Origin of the sequence: Tolypothrix sp. VBCCA 56010 (assembly GCF_050875635.1) — a bacterium.
Classification (GTDB): domain Bacteria; phylum Cyanobacteriota; class Cyanobacteriia; order Cyanobacteriales; family Nostocaceae; genus Hassallia.
On the sequence record NZ_JBPAOH010000021.1, the window covers coordinates 17050 to 34451 of the forward strand.

Genomic DNA, 17402 nt, shown 5'->3' on the forward strand with positions numbered 1-17402 from the left:
GAGAACAATGTTTCAGTCAACGTCTAAACTTTTAGAATTTCCGAAACTTGCACGTAGTAGATCCTTAAAGTAATCTGTCTCTCCACACGAACAAGCGATCGCTAGTCCAGCATGTTTCAAGAGTGTATTTTTATCAAGACTATGAACTATATATTGAGGAGTCACCTCAAGTAGTTTATCAATTCGTGCTTTAGCTGCTGCAACTACCGATTCATCAAGACTGCCGTTATCAAGCGAATCAGAGAAATCTTGAGCGATCGCATATGTTCTTTCCAGAGATGATGAATTGATATTGCGGGACACGATAAATAAATCGCAACCTGCATTAAACGCTTTTGCCACAGTCCCACTTTTCATAAACATATCTGAGACAGCTTTCATATCTAAGTCATCAGATACAATCACTCCCTTAAAACCAAGCTCTTTGCGGAGAATGTCATTTAAAATTAATTTTGACAAGGTTGCCGGCACTGCATCTATCTGAGGAAATAGAATGTGTGCGGTCATAATCATCGGTATTTGTTGTTCGATCAGCGCTTGAAAAGGTATCAGTTCACGCGATCGCAAATCTTCGACTGTCAGATTTAGCCTTGGTAGCTCAATGTGCGAATCTTGACTAGTGTCTCCATGTCCGGGGAAATGCTTCGCACATCCCAAAATTCCTGACTCCTTCAATCCCAAATAGTAATCGCAGGCACCTTGTGCAGCAGTTTGTGCAGTCGTACCAAAAGCCCTCGGTCCAATGACGGGATTCTCAGGATTAGAAAAAATATCCGCTACAGGAGACCAAGATACATTGATTCCCAATGACTTTAATTCTAATGCTGTTGCCTTCGCTACTTCAATAGCCAGTGTTCCCAACACAAAAGGATGAGGAAATCGAGCGATCGGCAAAGGTGTGCGAATTACAGAACCTCCCTCATGGTCAAGAGTGAGAAACATCGAATCGCGTTCAGCGTATTGTCTTACCTGGTCGATTAGTTCCTTAAAAGCTTCCAACCAAACTTGATAATGAGTACCTTGACGAAAGTTCTTTGCAAAAAATATCACCCCAATCGGTTTCAATTCGCTGAGTGCGCGTTTATCATCATCGCTTAATGTGGTACCCGAAATACCCAGAATCAGGTGATGTCCAAAGCGCTCAAGTTGCGATACTGACATAATGATTTACCTATGGCAGGAATGGGGAATGGGGACTGGGAGGAGGGGGGGACAAGGGGAGGGGAGGACAAGGGGAGCCAGCGCTGTGCGGAGGCGTCCTCCGTTGAGGAGCCAGTGCGTTGCGGGGGTTCCCCCCGTTGTAGCACCTGGCGTGCGTCTGGCGTGGACAAGGAAGACAAGGGGGAATTTGCTCCTCCAATTACCAATTATCCATTACCCTTCGGGTTCGCCAGTTGCTTCAAGTCGGGAGACCCGACGGCAGGTGCGCGTCTGCCGGGAAACCCGTCCAGCGCACTGCCTCCCCAACGCACCGGCTCACCAATTACCAATTACCTATTACCCAATTCCCAATTCCCAATTACCATTTACCCACAATCGCCGTTCAATAATCTGAAACTACTGCGAGTTTTCTACCTGGTTTAAGATTTGCGGTAGAAATAGATGAATTTTTCAAGAACTTTTTCGGTTCGCTACTTTGCAAAATTACGGCTTTATAAGGTACTACTCCAGCGGTTTCACTGTTGATACACCTCGCTGCTTCCCTTGACAAATCGAGACTTCTTGGTGGAATATAAGGACCGCGATCGTTTACGCGCACAATCACAGAGTTGCCATTCTTTAAATTAGTCACTTGTAAGAAAGTGTTAAAAGGCAGTGACTTATGAGCAACTGTTAATTCATCTTGATTGTATTTCTCACCATTCGCGGTTGTTCGACCATGAAAATAACCACCATACCAAGAAGCTAAACCAAACATTTTTTTCTTGGAAGGAGTTAAACCATACATTTGTTGCTGTCCTTCCACTAATGATAAAGCAGGTGCTTGCAAAGCTGAACGAAGATTATTAATCCATTCAATCGCTAATAGTTCACCACTGCGGTGAGAGGAGTGAGAAACTTCTTTTTGTATTGCAAATAAAAAGCGATTTCCTACCATTAACGCGGGTATACCGTCAACTAATGCCGGTCGGAATTGATTAGCATCTAACCTAGGCAAATTGACGACTTGCGTTAAACGTTGTTGCATTGATTTGGCTTCGATTTCGTCGGGTAAAGTTGCAACTATACGGTTATTTACCCACACTTCATAGTTGTCTTGGTCGCGACGAACAACTACTACTGGTGTTGTTACACCTTGCTCTATCGTCGAGAAGTTGAAGAAATTTTGCAGCGATCGCAAAATTTTATTTGACAACAAATCTCGGTTATTCAAGCTTGATTCTATCAACCGAGGAATCGGCAAAACACTTGCCGTTTTTACCGGAATCTTCTCAGATGCAATATCTGGCAGAGAACTACAAAACTGATTTTTACTTTGCTTTACTTTGCTTACCGAAACATTCGATAACTTAGCTTTCGTTGGTGGTGATTCTTTAGAACCCCAATCTATCTTCAAAAACCTTGTAGGTAATATCGTCGTACTCCAGACATTTAATCGTTGCTTAGGTGTCTCCAAAAATTCCCGATTGTTACTTAATAGTTTATCTAGATTGGATGAAACCTTTGTCGGAGAAACCTTTGGCATAAAACTTGGTGGCAAGTTTTCGCTCAACGACAAAAATGAACCAATCCAAGATGCAATGCAAAAAAATCCCAAAGATAGCATGGTTAAGTCAAATTTTAGGTACCCGCATACATAAGAAGTGCAACCCTAGTTTTGGCAAAGATAATTTTTATCCAAAAAAATCAAACTCTATATTCTTTGCCAATTTAAACAAATCTCTCCTTAGTTAGAAGCACGCTAATGAGCGATCCCCAGCAGAAATCATAATATACCGTTGTTGGCAAATAAGTAAATAAAGCTTTGAGATGATGTCGATTAGTTACTACTTTTAGATTTAAATTTGTTATGAATAACTCTAAGAAAAACCCTAAAATAAAGATGCAATACATCATTTGCAACAGTAAAAATACTAAATTTATTTTATTTAAGGATATAGATCATACATATTGCTTCTCATTTACTTAAGCCAGATATACGATGAAGCAGCTAGCATTCTTTACCAATGCCGTAAACTTATCAAGCTCGCAAATGCTCATTATTACTGAATAAATCAGTTATTCAGAGATAATAATGGTGAATGAACTTCCAGTATGTTTTCAAAAAAATAGTTGTAATTACTACAAAAAAATATTTAAAGACTATTAGCATCTTTTCCAGCTTAGGTATAGCAAATATACTTTCAGAGAAAATTATTTAATAATCTGTCGTTCTCAGAAGGTATAAGGCAGAATGGGCAAGGTTTTCATCTTTTTGTGGTCTAGCAAAATAACATAAAAACTCAGGGATGAATAATTTGAATAATTTATAACTCAGACAAATAAGTTTTAATGAAGAACGCAGGGGATGGGGAGAGGGGGGGAGGGGGGGATGGGGGGATGGGGAGAAAGAATTGTCACCTTGTCTCCCTTGTCACCTTGTCCCCTTGTCCCCTTGTCCCCTTGTCACCTTGTCTCCCTTGTCACCTTGTCCCCTTGTCCCCCTTGTCTCCCTTGTCTCCCTTGTCTCCCTGCAAGAAAGCCCCCCTCCCCCCTGCCTCTTCAGAGACGATCGCACGAGGGATGATAAATGTAACGGATTGCAACGTATAATGAAAACGAGAAAACGATTAAGAAATATTGAAGAAAAGTAAGGTTAAATGCGAGTAGCGATCGCTGGAGCGGGTTTAGCAGGACTTTCCTGCGCGAAATATCTCACGGACGCAGGACACACACCAATTGTTTTGGAAAGCCAAAACGTATTAGGTGGTTTAGTGGCAGCGTGGAAAGACTCAGACGGCGACTGGTACGAAGCCGGATTGCACGCTTTCTTTGGAGCATACCCGAATATGCTTCAGTTATTAAAAGAGTTACAAATTGAAGACCGGCTGCAATGGAAACAGCACACGCTAATTTTCAATCAGCCAGAAAAGCCGGGAACTCTCTCACGTTTTGATGTTCCGGATATTCCGGCACCTTTCAACGTGATCGCGTCGATTCTTCGCAACAATGACATGCTGACTTGGGAGCAAAAAATTAAGTTCGCCATAGGACTACTCCCAGCCGTGGTTCGCGGTCAGAAGTATGTTGAAGATATGGATAAGTACACTCTCATAGAGTGGCTGAGAAGGCAAGGTGTAGACGAACGGGTGAATAGTGATATTTTTATCGCCGCATCCAAAGCGCTGACCTTTATCAATCCGGATGAAGTTTCCGCGACAATTCTACTAACAGCGCTGAATCGCTTTCTCCAAGAACGATATGGCTCTAAAATTGCCTTCTTGGATGGTTCTCCTACCGAGCGATTGTGTCAACCGATAGTAGACCATATAACCTCTGGTGGTGGCGAAGTGCGGTTAAATGCGCCCCTGAAAGAGATAATGCTAAACGTTGATGGTACTGTGAAAGCATTTGTGATTCGGGGCTTGAATGGCGCAGCAGATGAAATTATTACCGCTGACTTGTATGTTTCGGCAATGTCGGTGGATGTAATGAAAGTGATGTTACCAAAACCTTGGCAGTCAATAGAGTTTTTCCAAAAGCTCGAAGGTTTGTCAGGTGTGCCGGTAATTAACTTGCATCTGTGGTTTGACCGGAAACTGACAGATATAGACCACTTATTATTTTCGCGATCGCCTCTTCTCAGCGTTTATGCTGATATGAGCAACACCTGCCGCGAATACGCCAATAGCGATCGCTCAATGCTGGAGTTAGTTTTAGCACCAGCGAAAGATTGGATTGACAAATCCGATGAGGAAATTGTCAGCGCTTCCCTAGTCGAACTGAAAAAACTCTTTCCTGACGACTTAGGGGGAGACAATCCAGCAAAACTGCTGAAATATCATGTCGTCAAGACACCGCGATCGGTTTATACGGCGATACCTGGTCGCCAACAATACCGCCCTACCCAAGTTACCCCGATAAAAAACTTCTATCTCGCAGGCAGTTATACCATGCAACGCTACTTAGGGAGTATGGAAGGTGCCGTGCTTTCTGGTAAGCTTACAGCGCAGGCGATTTCGGAAGTACACCCAGAGGTAAATTCCTCAAGCCTGCAAACGCCAACCCGACCGCCTGCAACGAATGCTGCAACTGCCTGATTCCAAAGCGCGCATGAAAACGCTGGTCTCTGTGGATGAGTCCTATAAACTTTGTCGCCAACTGATAGCAAAGTACTCCACGACTTTTTACCTTGGTACTTTGTTAGTGAGTAAGGAAAAGCGTCCCGCTATTTGGGCAATTTACGCTTGGTGCCGCCGAACAGACGAACTGGTGGATGGTCCTGCATCTGCTATTACTACGCCGGAAACACTAGATTTTTGGGAACAGCAGCTAGAATCTATTTTTAGCGGCAGCCCTTTTGAAAATTTCGATGTAGCTTTGGTAGATACCATCCAACGCTTCTCAATGGACATTCAACCCTTTCGGGATATGATTGCCGGTCAGCGTATGGACTTATACCGTAGCCGCTACGAAACATTTAAAGAGTTATATCTTTACTGTTACCGCGTAGCAGGCACCGTCGGTTTGATGTCAACGGCAGTGATGGGAGTTGATACAAACGCCAACACAGCGCCGTGGAATCGCCAAAAACCGATATACATTCCCACCGAAGAAGCGATCACTTTAGGAATTGCCCACCAACTCACCAACATCCTCCGGGATGTGGGTGAAGACGCAAGGCGAGGACGAATCTACATTCCCCAAGAAGACTTGGCGCGATTTGACTACACCGAGCAAGATTTGTTGAAAGGTGTTGTCGATGAGCGCTGGCGTTCTCTCATGCGTTTTCAAATTGCCAGGGCACGCCAATATTATATCAAAGCAGAAAAAGGAATATCTTACTTGTCACCCGATGCCCGCTTGCCTGTGTGGGCATCTTTGATGCATTACAGTCGCATTTTAAGCGTTATTGAACGTAACGATTATGATGTGTTTAGTCAACGCGCCTACGTGGCTCAGTGGAAAAAGTTAAGCAGTTTGCCAGTAGCTTGGCTGCGATCGCAAGTCCTCTAACTTTAGTCGATAGTTGGTGGAATTTGGATAGTAGTTAGTCGTTAGTAGTTAGTAGTTAGTAGTATTTTTTGACCCCAACCCCCAACAACCATCAACTACCAACTAACTTTTGTACAGACGTTCGGTGTGGAACGTCTCTACCTAACAACTAACCACCAACAAATAACCAACAAATAACAAATCCCCCTTGACTGTGCCTTGAAAATCTGATATTATTCATATTCGTGACACTGGAGAGGTGGCTGAGTGGTCGAAAGCGGCAGATTGCTAATCTGTTGTACGGCAGGCAACTCCGTACCGAGGGTTCGAATCCCTCCCTCTCCGTTTTCCCAGTCTGTCAAAACTAAAACTGCAATCCACACCGAAGAGTGTGAATTGAGGTTCGTAGTAGGCACTTCAGTGCCTAAGATAAGCGCTTAAGCGCTTACTACGAATCAGTAAAAATTATCGACTAAGAGCAGATACTTTTATTCCCCAAGGATGATGCCCTAAGGATGATGATATGATTTATCATCCGGAGTCCTGATAATCCAGTTAGAATATTGCTTTCAGGCTCCCACAAATCAGAGGAGTGAAAGTAATTTATGAAAAAAATCAATTCCGCCTTAGCTCTAAGTTTAGCTACTTTATTATCTGGCTTCCTCGCGGCAGCTTGTACGAAAACGACTACAACTACTAGTAGCACCACTACCACAACTAATGGTGCTACTACTGCCCCTGCCAGTTCAACTACCACAGCGAGTAATGCCAAAGGACTGAAAATTGGTTCGCTGTTACCCTCAACTGGTGACTTAGCTTCCATCGGTCAGCAGATGGTGGGTGCTGTTCCCTTAGTTGTGGATACAGTTAACGCTTGTGGTGGGGTGAACGGTGAAAAAGTCACCCTCGTACCTGTAGACGACCAAACAGACCCTAGAGCCGGTGCTGCGGGGATGACAAAATTAGCAACCGTAGATAGAGTTGGTGGTGTAGTTGGGTCTTTTGCCAGCAGCGTTTCTACAGCCGCAGTTTCCATCGCTACACCCAATAAAGTGATGTTGATTTCTCCAGGTAGTACTAGCCCAGTATTTACCGAAAAGGCAGGCAAAGGAGATTATAAAGGTTATTGGGCGCGTACTGCTCCCCCCGATACCTACCAAGCATTAGCCTTGGCTCAACTTGCGAATAAAAAAGGCTTCAAAAAAGTTTCCACAGTTGTAATAAATAACGACTACGGTGTAGGCTTTGAAAAAGCATTTGTCCAAGCTTTTGAAAAATCAGGTGGAACAGTAGTTAACAAAAATAGCCCCACCCGTTACGACCCCAAAGCCACCACTTTTGATACCGAAGCTCAAGCAGCTTTTGCCGGGAAACCGGATGCAGTATTGGTCGTAGCTTATGAAGAAACTGCTAGTTTACTACTAAAAACTGCTTATCAGCAAGGTCTGGCTCAGGGAGTACAGATTATGCTGACAGATGGCACCAAGTCAGATACCTTCCCAAATAGAGTTGGGAAAGCTGGTGATGGTAAATATATTGTTAGTGGAGCGATCGGTACTGTACCTGGTTCCAATGGTAAAGGATTAGATGCTTTCGCCAAGCTTTGGCAATCCAAAAAAGGATCTCCACCAGCACCATATACTGCCCACGCTTGGGACGCTGCCGCTTTGTTAGCATTGGCAGCGCAATCCGCTAAAGATAATACAGGTGTCGGCATAGCCAGCAAAATCCGTGAAGTTGCCAATGGTCCTGGTACAGAAGTTGCTGATGTCTGCGAGGGACTGAAGTTACTGAAAGAAGGTAAGAAAATTAACTACCAGGGAGCCAGCGGCAACGTAGATATTGACCAAAATGGCGATGTGGTCGGTGTTTACGATGTCTGGACAGTTGGCGACGACGGTAAAATTAAGACGATAGATAAAGTTAGCCCTAAGTAAAAATTGGGTAATGGGTAATTGGGCATGGGGCATCGTCCAAGTGGGCATGGGGCATGGGGCATGGGGCATCGTCCAAGTGGGCATGGGAAAAAGATTTGACTTTATTCTCACGTTCCCATTGCCCATTGCCCATTAAACAATTGCCCATTGCCCATTAAACAATTGCCCAATTACCTATTAGATTTAGAAGCGACCGAAGTTGTAGCCAACTCCAATCGACAATCCGATGTCGGTTTCATCAAAAAATGCGGCATTTACAGCAGCATTTGCCGTAAATTGAGCATTTAGAGGCACATCAACGCCACCAGTTACTAAAAAAGCGGCTTGAGTGTCATCCCCAGTATTAATCGCTGCACCAGCCCCGACATAAGGAGCGATCGGTAATGGTTCGCTAAATGGATCTGATGACTGCTGAAAGGAAAAGTCGTAAGTAACAGGAATCAAAAAAGCAGTATTGTCGCCAATCACAGCCGACGGTCGCACTGATATGGCATTTGACAATCCTATTTTGCTAATCACCATAAAATTGCCGTCGCCCACAGCGGAGTCACCGCCACTTATACCAAGGTTGGCAGCGATACCAACATAGCTACTGCCACCACGGGTAGGTCTACCCGGATCAATATCCGCTTGTGCCACCTGAGAATTAGATTTTGGTAAAGATGCTTGAAATTGCGCTTGCGGGTATTGAGTAGTTAGTGCCGCAGATGAGGTTGACGTTGTTCCGGGAACAGGCGTGACTATTCGATTAGCAGTTTCCTCTGTATTGATGCCTGGGAACTGTTGCGAAGTTGTAGAATTTGATACCAAAACAGGATTGCCTTCTGATACAGTAGAGAAGTTTTGGCTTTGAGTCTCTACCCCAGCACTCGTTTGGTCAACAGACACTTCAGTTGTGGATAGCTGAGTTGATTGTTGAACCGCTGGTACTGTCTGAGCAACAGCAGATAAGCCGCTACCTAGAACTGCTACAGTTACACTGGTCAGGCAAAAAACACGTTTACGAAGAAAAATATTACTCACATTCACTCCTCTAAGAATATTGCCAAAATAGATAAGGGTTTAGTTGTTTTGAGTCAACTTCTGGCAATATTCAAAATTTAACACCAAAAAATCAATTCACACATACTTAATTGGGTGGAAAGTATTTAATATTTGACACCATAAAATCAAGTAATATATCCTGAATTTAACGGTTGACAAAAATTAACTATACTTGTTCCTATGAAAATGGGGAGTAGAGACGTTCCGCGCTCTCTCCAGTCTCTACGGCAGTTCGGAATGGTGATGCCTCCGCATGAAAGTGCAACAGTGCTGATGCAGCAGTTGTTTTTGCTTTGCACAGCCTCCCCAACAAAAATTGGATTACAGTAATTTTTACATTAATCGACTATCCCAGTCTCTGGACTCTGCTTTACAAATTTTTTACGCTTGAGCGATCGCCTAACTTCTGCAACTAAAAACAGATAAAATCTCGAATTTTCCGGCTTTTCTTGACTTTATATCAACTGAACTTCATATTTTTTTCATGAAAAATAGGTGAAGCTACTATTATCTTTTTATCTTTTATGTTAAGCTATCAGTTATTATCAAATTTCAGTCGTGAGAAAATTTCCTGTAAGCTTAAATTTTATCTCCGGCAAAAATTTGGTAAATCAAAACCAAAATTATATTGCTCCTCAACTTACTTGGTTTTGAATTAGTTTCTCACATTACAGATTGTGTGGTTAAATGTTCTAGTTTTGTTCGTGATAATTAAGGGCGTAGATAAAGCAGATTCGAGGTCAGGCAGCAATGAAATGATTGTTTCCCCATGTAAAGAAAGCATGATTGGCGCGATATCGCCCCGTCAGGAATGTTTATCCACAATTGATGTAACTGCTACTAAATGGCTTTCATGTATTGCCAATTTACTGTATTCATATTTGATGACAAATGTCTAGACCCAGAAAATCCTGAACAATGAAAGAACAATATTGAGTCTTGAAACTTCTCCTCACGCTTCACTGTATATTGTTTTTTTTGTGAACAATTTGAAAGTTATCACGTACTGGGCGCTACCATGAATAAAGTTAAAATTCTGAACTTGGAATTTGACAATTTGTCAAAGAGAGAGTTTTTAGAAAACTTAGAATCGGGGGTAGTATTTACGCCCAATGTCGATCATCTCATCAAACTCGAAAAAGACCCGGAATTTTTGCAAGCATACAGCATTAGTGATTATAACCTTTGTGACAGTAAAATCCTGATTTATGCTTCAAGATTTCTCGGAACACCAATCAAAGAAAAAATCTCCGGTTCAGACATATTTCCTGCTTTCTACAATTACCATAAGAAAAATGAAGAAATAAAGATTTTTCTTTTAGGAGCAGGTAAAGGAGTAGCTCTCACGGCTCAAAATAAGATAAATCAAAAAATCGGCAGAAATATGGTAATTGCTACATATTCTCCGCCTTTTGGGTTTGAACATGACGTAGAGGAATGTCAAAACATAATTGACATGATTAATAATTCAGGTGCTACAGTTCTGGTGATAGGTCTTGGCGCTCCAAAACAAGAAAAGTGGATATACAAGTACAAAGATAGTTTGCCATTTATCAAAATATTTATGGCATTAGGGGCAACTATCGATTTTGAAGCCGACAATGTGAAAAGAGCGCCTAAATGGATGAGTGAAGTAGGGTTAGAATGGTTGTTTAGGTTATTACGTGAACCTAAAAGATTGTGGAAAAGATATTTAGTAGATGATGTTGTTTTCTTTATACTACTTTTGAAACAAAAATTCAAGTTATTTCTGAAAAAAGACCGTAAGGATGATAGCAGAATTTGGGAAATTGTTGATAGATTGTAATTAGCCCTAGCGACTAGAAGTCGCGGCTATACAAACAAAGCCCGCCTACGCGGGCTAAATAATAGATTTTTACAGAAAAGCCCTAGCGACTAGAAGTCGGGGCTATACAGACAAAGCCCGCCTACGCGGGCTAAATAATAGATTGAGTTATTAACTTTGTAAATCTGTTATTTAAGCTAATTTATGCTTTTATTACTAACTTGGCTAGATTCTTTAAATTAGCTTGTCTAGATAACATTTCTGGTGTTTGTTCGAGTCCGACTTTATCTAATATTTGGCTCCAGCGATATACCCAGTCGTGGCGTAATAGTGAGTTAATAATATTGTCTTGACGTATTCTCTTTATGCGTTCGGGCTGTGCGTCAAGTTCTGCTATGATATCAGCTATATTAACGGCATTGTAGGGTATTTCAATTACTGCATCTTGCCAATTAAAGTATGTGGTATAAGCTTCACAATTTGGAGGAATTCCAATCATTACTGCTCCACCTGCTGCTCCTTCAAAAAAGCGAGAACCTAATTCTTCTTGATTACCTGTTTGATTAACGCTGTCAAATTTTGCTTTATTAGCGATAAAATAACGACTTCTTTTAATTAGATTAATATATAAAGTTCGATGTTCTTTATAGTTAATCATTTGCAGACCTTTGAGAGTGTCATATAAATATAAAAAATTGTCTTCTGCTAGTTCTATTAAAGCTTTGTGTACTATTGGTGAACGACGACCGATGCTATAAACATCAATATTTCTTTGAGGTTGAAGCGGATAGGGGCAGAATTTGATAGCATCGACGGCATAAGGTAGAGAGTAACAAGGACGCTGAAGTAGATTAGCGATCGCATCAACACTCTTGGCTTGAGTCGTGAAAATATAATCAAAATCTTTGACAAGTTCCAGACAAAGCTTAGTCTTATGTTCCAAAACTTCTTTAGCCCATATTTCATCTATCCATAAAACAGCTTTATAACACTTTTCTCGCCATTGTTTTATTGAATTTATACAGGTTATATCCCAAAAATGCTGGCAGATAAAAAATAATAAATCATATTCTTTATCCACAGTTGATGTCCGACAACCTGATTTGAGAAGCTTGCCGTTACCTACAGTTAATCCGGCGTAATTTGCTAACTTTTTATTTATTTGCTTTCTAAAGCCAGAAGCGAACTCAGGTGTCAGCATATCAGCATAGTCAAAAGTGCAAATTGCATCTTCAAATTCATATTCGGCAGAGCGAAAAGCTTGAGAATGCAAGTTTCTCATGGATATAATTAAAATTCTTGGTTTGGTGTTTTTCGACATGTTAAAATTTACCTCACGCCAAGGCGCAAAGGCGCAAAGAAAGAGTGTAAAGTTAGGGGTTTGGGGAAGTTTATTTCAGTAGCTTATTCAAAAGCTTTTGTTTTGGAGCGTTTATATTTTGCCAGTCATCTAGGAGAATGCCGCCAGTACCTTTACTATTGGGATTCCAACACCAATAAGCAAAACTCAGCTTTTTCTTAGCAATGTAATCGATAAGAAAGCGTTGCCAAATTCCTTCTTTTGATTTGTTATCTACAAAATATCCGCCAAATTCACCAATTAAAATTGGGGCAATACGCTGAGTGGCAATATAATTAAATCCAGTTTCCCAGCGTTGATAAAGATTTGCGGGGAATATCGGATCTGCAAACCAGGACACATTAGAACCACCGTATTCGTGAGGTGAATATACTAGTTTTTTGGGTATTTTCAGACGCACTGGATATTTGCGGACACCTTCGAGATTTGCACCCCAAAAGTAATTTGACTGTTTTTGACCGGGCACATTTTTCTCTATTCCTTCAACGAGAATTAGCCAATTTGGGTTTATGCTGAGAATTTGGTTTCCTGCCCGCTGTGCAGCTAATCGCCAGTCTGTAGCTTGGTTGTCAGTTCCCCAACTTGCACTACCGTGGGGTTCGTTTTTCAAATCTGCTCCGATGATGTTGGTGTATTTTTTGTAACGATTTGCCAGCATCGTCCAAGTGTCAATCCAGTCTTTCTCAGTGAATCCGTCTCCATACCATAATTCAGAAATTCGGTCATCTTTAAGACAATGACTGTCTAACAGAATCAGCAATCCTTGACGTTGAGCTTCTTGAATTACTAAATCCATAATTTCAAGAGGAGTTTTCCCTTGCAAATTTTTATTTGCTCCGATAGAAAAGTTGATACCGCTGACGTTTGGAGAACGCAGTGCTTCTACGGAATAGGGTAAACGAATGAAGTTGTAGCCCAAACTTTTAATTTGAGCCAGCATGTCTTTATAGTCTCTGATCCAAAGACCATGAGGCGCATGTGTGTTAACTTCTATACCAAACCAGTTGATGCCGCGCAGCATGACGATTTTGCCTTTAGCATCAAGAATCTGAGAACCGCGAGTCGATAAGGGCAAGATAATATTAGTAGCTGCGGCTTCTGTGCTGCTGGGGAATTGTGGCGAAAAAAGGTAGAGATTTGTAGAGAGTAAAACTAAGATGAAGCCAATGGCAATTTTTGCTGTGAAGCTTCTCTGTAGTATTGATTTGAGTCGTTGCATGTAAAAATAATGTATTAAAGATGATTTATGGCATAAATAATATCCGCAATAAATTTTGAGTGGCGGTTTTCTGACCAGGCGATCGCCTCGGCACAAATATCTGGTATTGTGTTTAAAGTTAATAATTGAATTAAATAAAGAGCGAATTCTTCTGGTTTTTCGGCAACTATAACTGAAGAGGGATATTCAGATATGCCACGTAATGCCGTAGGTGTTGCTACTAAAGGAGAACCGGAAGCGATCGCATCCAAAGTTTTTATCTGTACACCACCCCCACTAATAGAGGGAATTGCTAATACTTTTGCCTCTGCCATAAATGTTTGGACACTGGGGACAAAACCGCAATAATTGATATTAGGATACTGTCCGCGCAACCACTCAGCACCTAACCCAGCTATGTGAATTGATAAGTTTGTGGGTAGGTGCGGATAAACTTTATCTAAAAACCAATTCAGCCCTAATTTATTAGCTTTCCATGTCCAAGAACCGATAATACCTATATCAAAGTTTTTGATTGTAGGTTGATTCGGTGATATTTTCAAGCTAGAAGGTAGATGAAAAATTTTAGTTGCTTGATTGATATTTAAAAAATAGCTAGCATCATCTTCTGTAAATGTCCAAACTTGTGTAGCTGTTCTTGCCAAGTTATCTTCCATATCTTTGATGAGGTAAGTTTCTCGCTGATATATATGTTGTGATATCTGGCTTTGAGAGTTTTTCAATTGCGCTAGATATATTTCATGTTCAACGTTATGAGCGATGAATATAATTTTTGCTTTGTTGTTAATGAAAGGTGCTAACCAGCCGATTTGGGCATGATCTATTATGAAAATGTCAAAGTTTTCTTGTTTTAAAATTTTGAGTTGATTGATGTATTTTTGGGAATAATATTTTGCTGAGGAGTAGGGAAGATTTTTTAATAGTCCTAAGCTCATCCAAAGCATTGGATAAAGTCGGGATTTGTCGGTTTCTATGTGTCTTTGAGCGATGGCGATTTCATTGTGTTTTGGTTGGAAAATACTGCTTGGGCGTTGATATCCTAGGATTAAGACTTCATGTCCGTTATGTTGAAGTGCATCGATAAATGTCTGTGATGCAATTTCACCGCCTGTTGTTTTTTTACTAGGAAGGACGGTTGTTAAGTATAATATTTTCATTACGTAGCTTGGAGTTTTTAGGTAGTAAGCACTAAAGTGCTTAAATAATTTGTGAGGTGTGTTGAAGAGTTAGGTTCTTACAATTGCAGGAGATGAGTTGAGATGCACGTGTTTAACGAACCGCAAAGACGCGAAGTACGCGAAGAGAAGAGGAGGAGAGAATCTATTTTTGAAGGGTTAGATTCAAGTCTGTTTGGTTAGATTCCTTGAGTTATTTTGTAGGCTTGGTAGCGCATTCCGGCGATACCTGCTAGGGTTCCTACGCCTTTGTAGATACGTAATAATGCTTTAATAAATTGATGTTGTCCGAAGAAAAGGGAGGGAAGGATGAAGCATAATCCTTGAGCTATTAGTGCGATTCCTTTGGTGATGCGTATGGTGAGTAGGATTATTGAAGGGTAAAGTTCGCGTTCGCAAAAGCTGTGTCTGCTCCAACCTAAATAACCGCGTTGGAGTATCCATTTGATGTTAGTACGGCTTTCGGGTATCCACTCGTAAACTAAGGCTTGGTCTGCCCATATTAGTTTATATCCTGCGCGGTGAAGGCGCATGAAAAAGTGGGAATCTTCGCCGCCGGAGAGTGCAAAACGCTCGTCGAAAATTTTATCTATATTGTGTAAAATTGAGGAGCGAATTAGTACGTTGTTGGTAAATGCAACTTTGAGGAGATGTCCTGTTGGGTAACGTTGTGGCTCAAAAAATTTACCTTGGATAATCCAGTTAGGTACGTCTGATTTGATAAAGTGTGGTAATGCGGGTCCGGTTACTACGTCTGCATTATGTGTTTGCTGAACGAATAAAAGTTCATCTAACCAAGATGGGTGGGGAACTTCGTCATCATCTATGAAAGCGATGAAGTTTGCATTTTTGTTAACGCAGGCGATCGCTTTATTTCTCGCATAGGAAATACCCCGCTGTCGTTCAATGGAATATTTCATTTTCCATTTGAATTTAAGCAGTTGACTTGTGCAAACTTTACTCGCTGAACCAGTGACATCGTTATCAACAATAATTACTTCTATTTCTGGTGTTTCACACTTATTAAAAGTTAGCTGATTTAAACCTGTTAGCAAGCGGTTTAATCCTTCAGGACGTTTATAACTTGCTACACATACTGAAATTAGCATTCTTTCTCCTTATCTAAAGTTTGGCTCTTTTTCTTGTGCCATTACTGCCGCATAGCTGTAAATTTGAGCTTGTTCTGACTCTATAGCCATTGAAAAAATTGTGGACACATATAGAATCCAAAAGATGCTGTTAGTAGCTAAAAGGGTACTTTCGCTGATGTTATAAATTACCAAAAAGCTTAAATACATTAATGTCCACAGTCCTTCTACGTTTTTGGTAATTCTTAACCAGCGTACTCCTTGGATATAAGCTGTTGTTAAACTCAATAAAAATACAGCTAATCCGGATATACCTAATTCGGCTAATAAATCCATGAAGCCGTTATGACCGTAGGGACATTCCCATTGAAGTGTACGCCAAAGATAGGCAGTGACATCGCTATCCCAATCTCTCCAAAAGCCATTGAATCCGTAACCTAATAAAGGACGTTCTTGAATGAGTTCAAGCATTACGCTCCATAACTCTGTGCGTCCTGTTAGTGTCAAATCTCTCCCTAATGCACTGGTGATGAAGGGTAAGTTATCGACAAACAAAATAACTGCACTTCCTATTACCAGAATGAGAGCGATCGCTATCGGTACTAGTTGGTTAAAATTACGCCGCCAAGTTCTATACAGCGGCATAATTAGCATCAACACCACAAATACAACTAAAGCAGTTTTGGATGTTGATCGAACTATTAAAACAATGGAAAGAACATAGCCAATCCACGGCAACCAGCGGTTTTTACTGTTAGCAATTGAATCAGAATTTGCTACAAATAAAAACACCATACTGCTCAAAACCATCAACCGTCCCAAGAGGTTTTTGTGCGACATTATACCCCGCCAAGCACCTGCGTGAACGCCTCCCTCTTGAATGGTCATTAAACCGTAAGATGGCAATCCTATGGCAAACACAATACTAAGTAAAATTACCAAACCTAGCGCCCAGCTTAATAACTGTAGTTGCTCTCGCAAGCTGTAGCGCATAGCTAAGTATATGCCAAATAGAGTTGTTCCTAACAACAATAAACTGCGGCGTAGGGTAATATCTGGTGCTACAGTCCAAATTGCTGATGCTAATGCAATTCCTACCAGTACCCAAATTAAAAAGTCCTTTTGTGCAACTAGCAGAAAACTCTTTCGCTGTGTCGCAAGCAAAAGCAAAGTCACCATATAAATCCCCATGAAAAGTAAGGGACTATAAGGGTCTTGGGGAATACTACCATCTGGACTTTCTAATAGCACTGGTATCAAGGCAGCTGTTGAAAGAAAAAGAGAAAATACAACAAATGCCTTTTCAACTAGCCTTGTAAATCTAAGCATCACAACTCGATTTTTCCACTTTAGTACTGCTATCAAAAGGAAATTACTGAGACGAAAAAAGTCCCTTTTAATAGCATGAGTAGCCAAGCCAAAATTGCCGATAAAGTTATTTAATTAACAAGTCAGCACGCAGATGTTATCAATAGCTAATCCGGAATACCATCTGTACAAATTTCTAGTCAGCTATAAATCAATGCATTAACCTGTAATTACTAGCATTGGCGATTTGAAGAGCGGTAGAACTGAGAAAATACTATCCTGGTTAAGATTTGACGCGGCTCTGTCCCCAAATTTAACTTGGAATAAAGAATTTTAGGATTAACTTTACT

15 protein-coding genes and 1 tRNA gene are annotated in these 17402 nt (G+C 41.0%); 6 read left to right on the forward strand and 10 right to left on the reverse strand.

Annotated features, from left to right (window positions below; translation table 11 throughout):
• Nucleotides 1-12 precede the first annotated feature (12 nt).
• The gene (nagZ, locus tag AABK37_RS10000) at nt 13-1161 is read right to left on the reverse strand and encodes a beta-N-acetylhexosaminidase (RefSeq protein WP_432551418.1); all 1149 of its coding nucleotides are present in this window, start codon (nt 1159-1161) and stop codon (nt 13-15) included.
• A 21-nt stretch (nt 1162-1182) separates the two neighbouring features.
• Between nagZ and AABK37_RS10005 the strand changes: the two genes are divergently transcribed.
• Nucleotides 1183-1584 carry a hypothetical protein gene (locus tag AABK37_RS10005; RefSeq protein WP_432551419.1) on the forward strand — a complete coding sequence of 134 codons (402 nt, stop codon included), beginning with the start codon at nt 1183-1185 and terminating at the stop codon, nt 1582-1584.
• Here the strand turns inward: AABK37_RS10005 and AABK37_RS10010 are convergent.
• Nucleotides 1544-2767 carry a septal ring lytic transglycosylase RlpA family protein gene (locus AABK37_RS10010; protein WP_432551420.1) on the reverse strand — a complete coding sequence of 408 codons (1224 nt, stop codon included), beginning with the start codon at nt 2765-2767 and terminating at the stop codon, nt 1544-1546. The two genes, AABK37_RS10005 and AABK37_RS10010, sit on opposite strands and share 41 nt — an antisense overlap.
• A gap of 807 nt (nt 2768-3574) precedes the next feature.
• Nucleotides 3575-3718: a hypothetical protein gene (locus AABK37_RS10015; protein ID WP_432551421.1), complete on the reverse strand. Its 144-nt coding sequence runs from the start codon at nt 3716-3718 to the stop codon at nt 3575-3577.
• 82 nt (nt 3719-3800) lie between these two features.
• On the opposite strand from AABK37_RS10015, the gene pds reads away from it, so the two are divergent.
• From pds to AABK37_RS10035, 4 genes are all read left to right on the forward strand, one after another.
• Nucleotides 3801-5240: a 15-cis-phytoene desaturase gene (gene pds / locus AABK37_RS10020; RefSeq protein WP_432551422.1), complete on the forward strand. Its 1440-nt coding sequence runs from the start codon at nt 3801-3803 to the stop codon at nt 5238-5240.
• On the forward strand, nt 5224-6156 hold the full coding sequence (gene crtB / locus AABK37_RS10025; protein ID WP_432551423.1) for a 15-cis-phytoene synthase CrtB: 933 nt from the start codon (nt 5224-5226) through the stop codon (nt 6154-6156). The genes pds and crtB overlap by 17 nt, the downstream gene beginning before the upstream one ends.
• A 232-nt stretch (nt 6157-6388) precedes the next feature.
• Nucleotides 6389-6480: transfer RNA gene (locus tag AABK37_RS10030), tRNA-Ser, on the forward strand.
• A 260-nt stretch (nt 6481-6740) separates the two neighbouring features.
• The gene (locus tag AABK37_RS10035) at nt 6741-8072 is read left to right on the forward strand and encodes an ABC transporter substrate-binding protein (RefSeq protein ID WP_432551424.1); all 1332 of its coding nucleotides are present in this window, start codon (nt 6741-6743) and stop codon (nt 8070-8072) included.
• Here the strand turns inward: AABK37_RS10035 and AABK37_RS10040 are convergent.
• Both AABK37_RS10040 and AABK37_RS10045 read right to left on the reverse strand, forming a co-directional pair.
• Nucleotides 8065-8205 carry a hypothetical protein gene (locus AABK37_RS10040; RefSeq protein WP_432551425.1) on the reverse strand — a complete coding sequence of 47 codons (141 nt, stop codon included), beginning with the start codon at nt 8203-8205 and terminating at the stop codon, nt 8065-8067. The two genes, AABK37_RS10035 and AABK37_RS10040, sit on opposite strands and share 8 nt — an antisense overlap.
• Before the next feature lie 50 nt (nt 8206-8255).
• Nucleotides 8256-9095 carry a hypothetical protein gene (locus AABK37_RS10045; protein WP_432551426.1) on the reverse strand — a complete coding sequence of 280 codons (840 nt, stop codon included), beginning with the start codon at nt 9093-9095 and terminating at the stop codon, nt 8256-8258.
• 1039 nt (nt 9096-10134) lie between these two features.
• On the opposite strand from AABK37_RS10045, the gene AABK37_RS10050 reads away from it, so the two are divergent.
• Complete coding sequence (locus AABK37_RS10050) at nt 10135-10923, forward strand: WecB/TagA/CpsF family glycosyltransferase (protein ID WP_432551427.1); 789 nt, start codon at nt 10135-10137, stop codon at nt 10921-10923.
• A gap of 181 nt (nt 10924-11104) precedes the next feature.
• Here AABK37_RS10050 and AABK37_RS10055 read toward each other — a convergent pair whose 3' ends face one another.
• From AABK37_RS10055 to AABK37_RS10075, 5 genes are all read right to left on the reverse strand, one after another.
• A complete protein-coding gene (locus AABK37_RS10055; RefSeq protein WP_432551428.1) occupies nt 11105-12223 on the reverse strand; it encodes a glycosyltransferase family protein in 1119 nt (372 codons plus the stop codon).
• Nucleotides 12224-12293: 70 nt separating this feature from the next.
• The gene (locus tag AABK37_RS10060; protein ID WP_432551429.1) at nt 12294-13481 is read right to left on the reverse strand and encodes a glycoside hydrolase family 5 protein; all 1188 of its coding nucleotides are present in this window, start codon (nt 13479-13481) and stop codon (nt 12294-12296) included.
• A 14-nt stretch (nt 13482-13495) separates the two neighbouring features.
• A complete protein-coding gene (locus tag AABK37_RS10065) occupies nt 13496-14638 on the reverse strand; it encodes a glycosyltransferase (protein ID WP_432551430.1) in 1143 nt (380 codons plus the stop codon).
• A gap of 197 nt (nt 14639-14835) precedes the next feature.
• Nucleotides 14836-15765 carry a glycosyltransferase family 2 protein gene (locus AABK37_RS10070; protein ID WP_432551431.1) on the reverse strand — a complete coding sequence of 310 codons (930 nt, stop codon included), beginning with the start codon at nt 15763-15765 and terminating at the stop codon, nt 14836-14838.
• A 9-nt stretch (nt 15766-15774) separates the two neighbouring features.
• Nucleotides 15775-17073, reverse strand: coding sequence for an O-antigen ligase family protein (locus tag AABK37_RS10075; protein WP_432551465.1), 1299 nt, complete (start codon nt 17071-17073; stop codon nt 15775-15777).
• Nucleotides 17074-17402 lie beyond the last annotated feature (329 nt).

Bases quoted from the DNA above. Each gene is read 5' to 3' on its own strand.
- AABK37_RS10005 (WP_432551419.1), top strand. From the start codon at position 1,183: ATGGGGAATGGGGACTGGGAGGAGGGGGGGACAAGGGGAGGGGAGGAC.
- AABK37_RS10050 (WP_432551427.1), top strand. From the start codon at position 10,135: ATGAATAAAGTTAAAATTCTGAACTTGGAATTTGACAATTTGTCAAAG.
- AABK37_RS10010 (WP_432551420.1), bottom strand. From the start codon at position 2,767: ATGCTATCTTTGGGATTTTTTTGCATTGCATCTTGGATTGGTTCATTT.
- crtB (WP_432551423.1), top strand. From the start codon at position 5,224: ATGCTGCAACTGCCTGATTCCAAAGCGCGCATGAAAACGCTGGTCTCT.
- pds (WP_432551422.1), top strand. From the start codon at position 3,801: ATGCGAGTAGCGATCGCTGGAGCGGGTTTAGCAGGACTTTCCTGCGCG.
- AABK37_RS10055 (WP_432551428.1), bottom strand. From the start codon at position 12,223: ATGTCGAAAAACACCAAACCAAGAATTTTAATTATATCCATGAGAAAC.
- AABK37_RS10075 (WP_432551465.1), bottom strand. From the start codon at position 17,073: ATGCTTAGATTTACAAGGCTAGTTGAAAAGGCATTTGTTGTATTTTCT.
- AABK37_RS10060 (WP_432551429.1), bottom strand. From the start codon at position 13,481: ATGCAACGACTCAAATCAATACTACAGAGAAGCTTCACAGCAAAAATT.
- nagZ (WP_432551418.1), bottom strand. From the start codon at position 1,161: ATGTCAGTATCGCAACTTGAGCGCTTTGGACATCACCTGATTCTGGGT.
- AABK37_RS10040 (WP_432551425.1), bottom strand. From the start codon at position 8,205: ATGGGCAATGGGCAATGGGAACGTGAGAATAAAGTCAAATCTTTTTCC.
- AABK37_RS10070 (WP_432551431.1), bottom strand. From the start codon at position 15,765: ATGCTAATTTCAGTATGTGTAGCAAGTTATAAACGTCCTGAAGGATTA.
- AABK37_RS10035 (WP_432551424.1), top strand. From the start codon at position 6,741: ATGAAAAAAATCAATTCCGCCTTAGCTCTAAGTTTAGCTACTTTATTA.
- AABK37_RS10065 (WP_432551430.1), bottom strand. From the start codon at position 14,638: ATGAAAATATTATACTTAACAACCGTCCTTCCTAGTAAAAAAACAACA.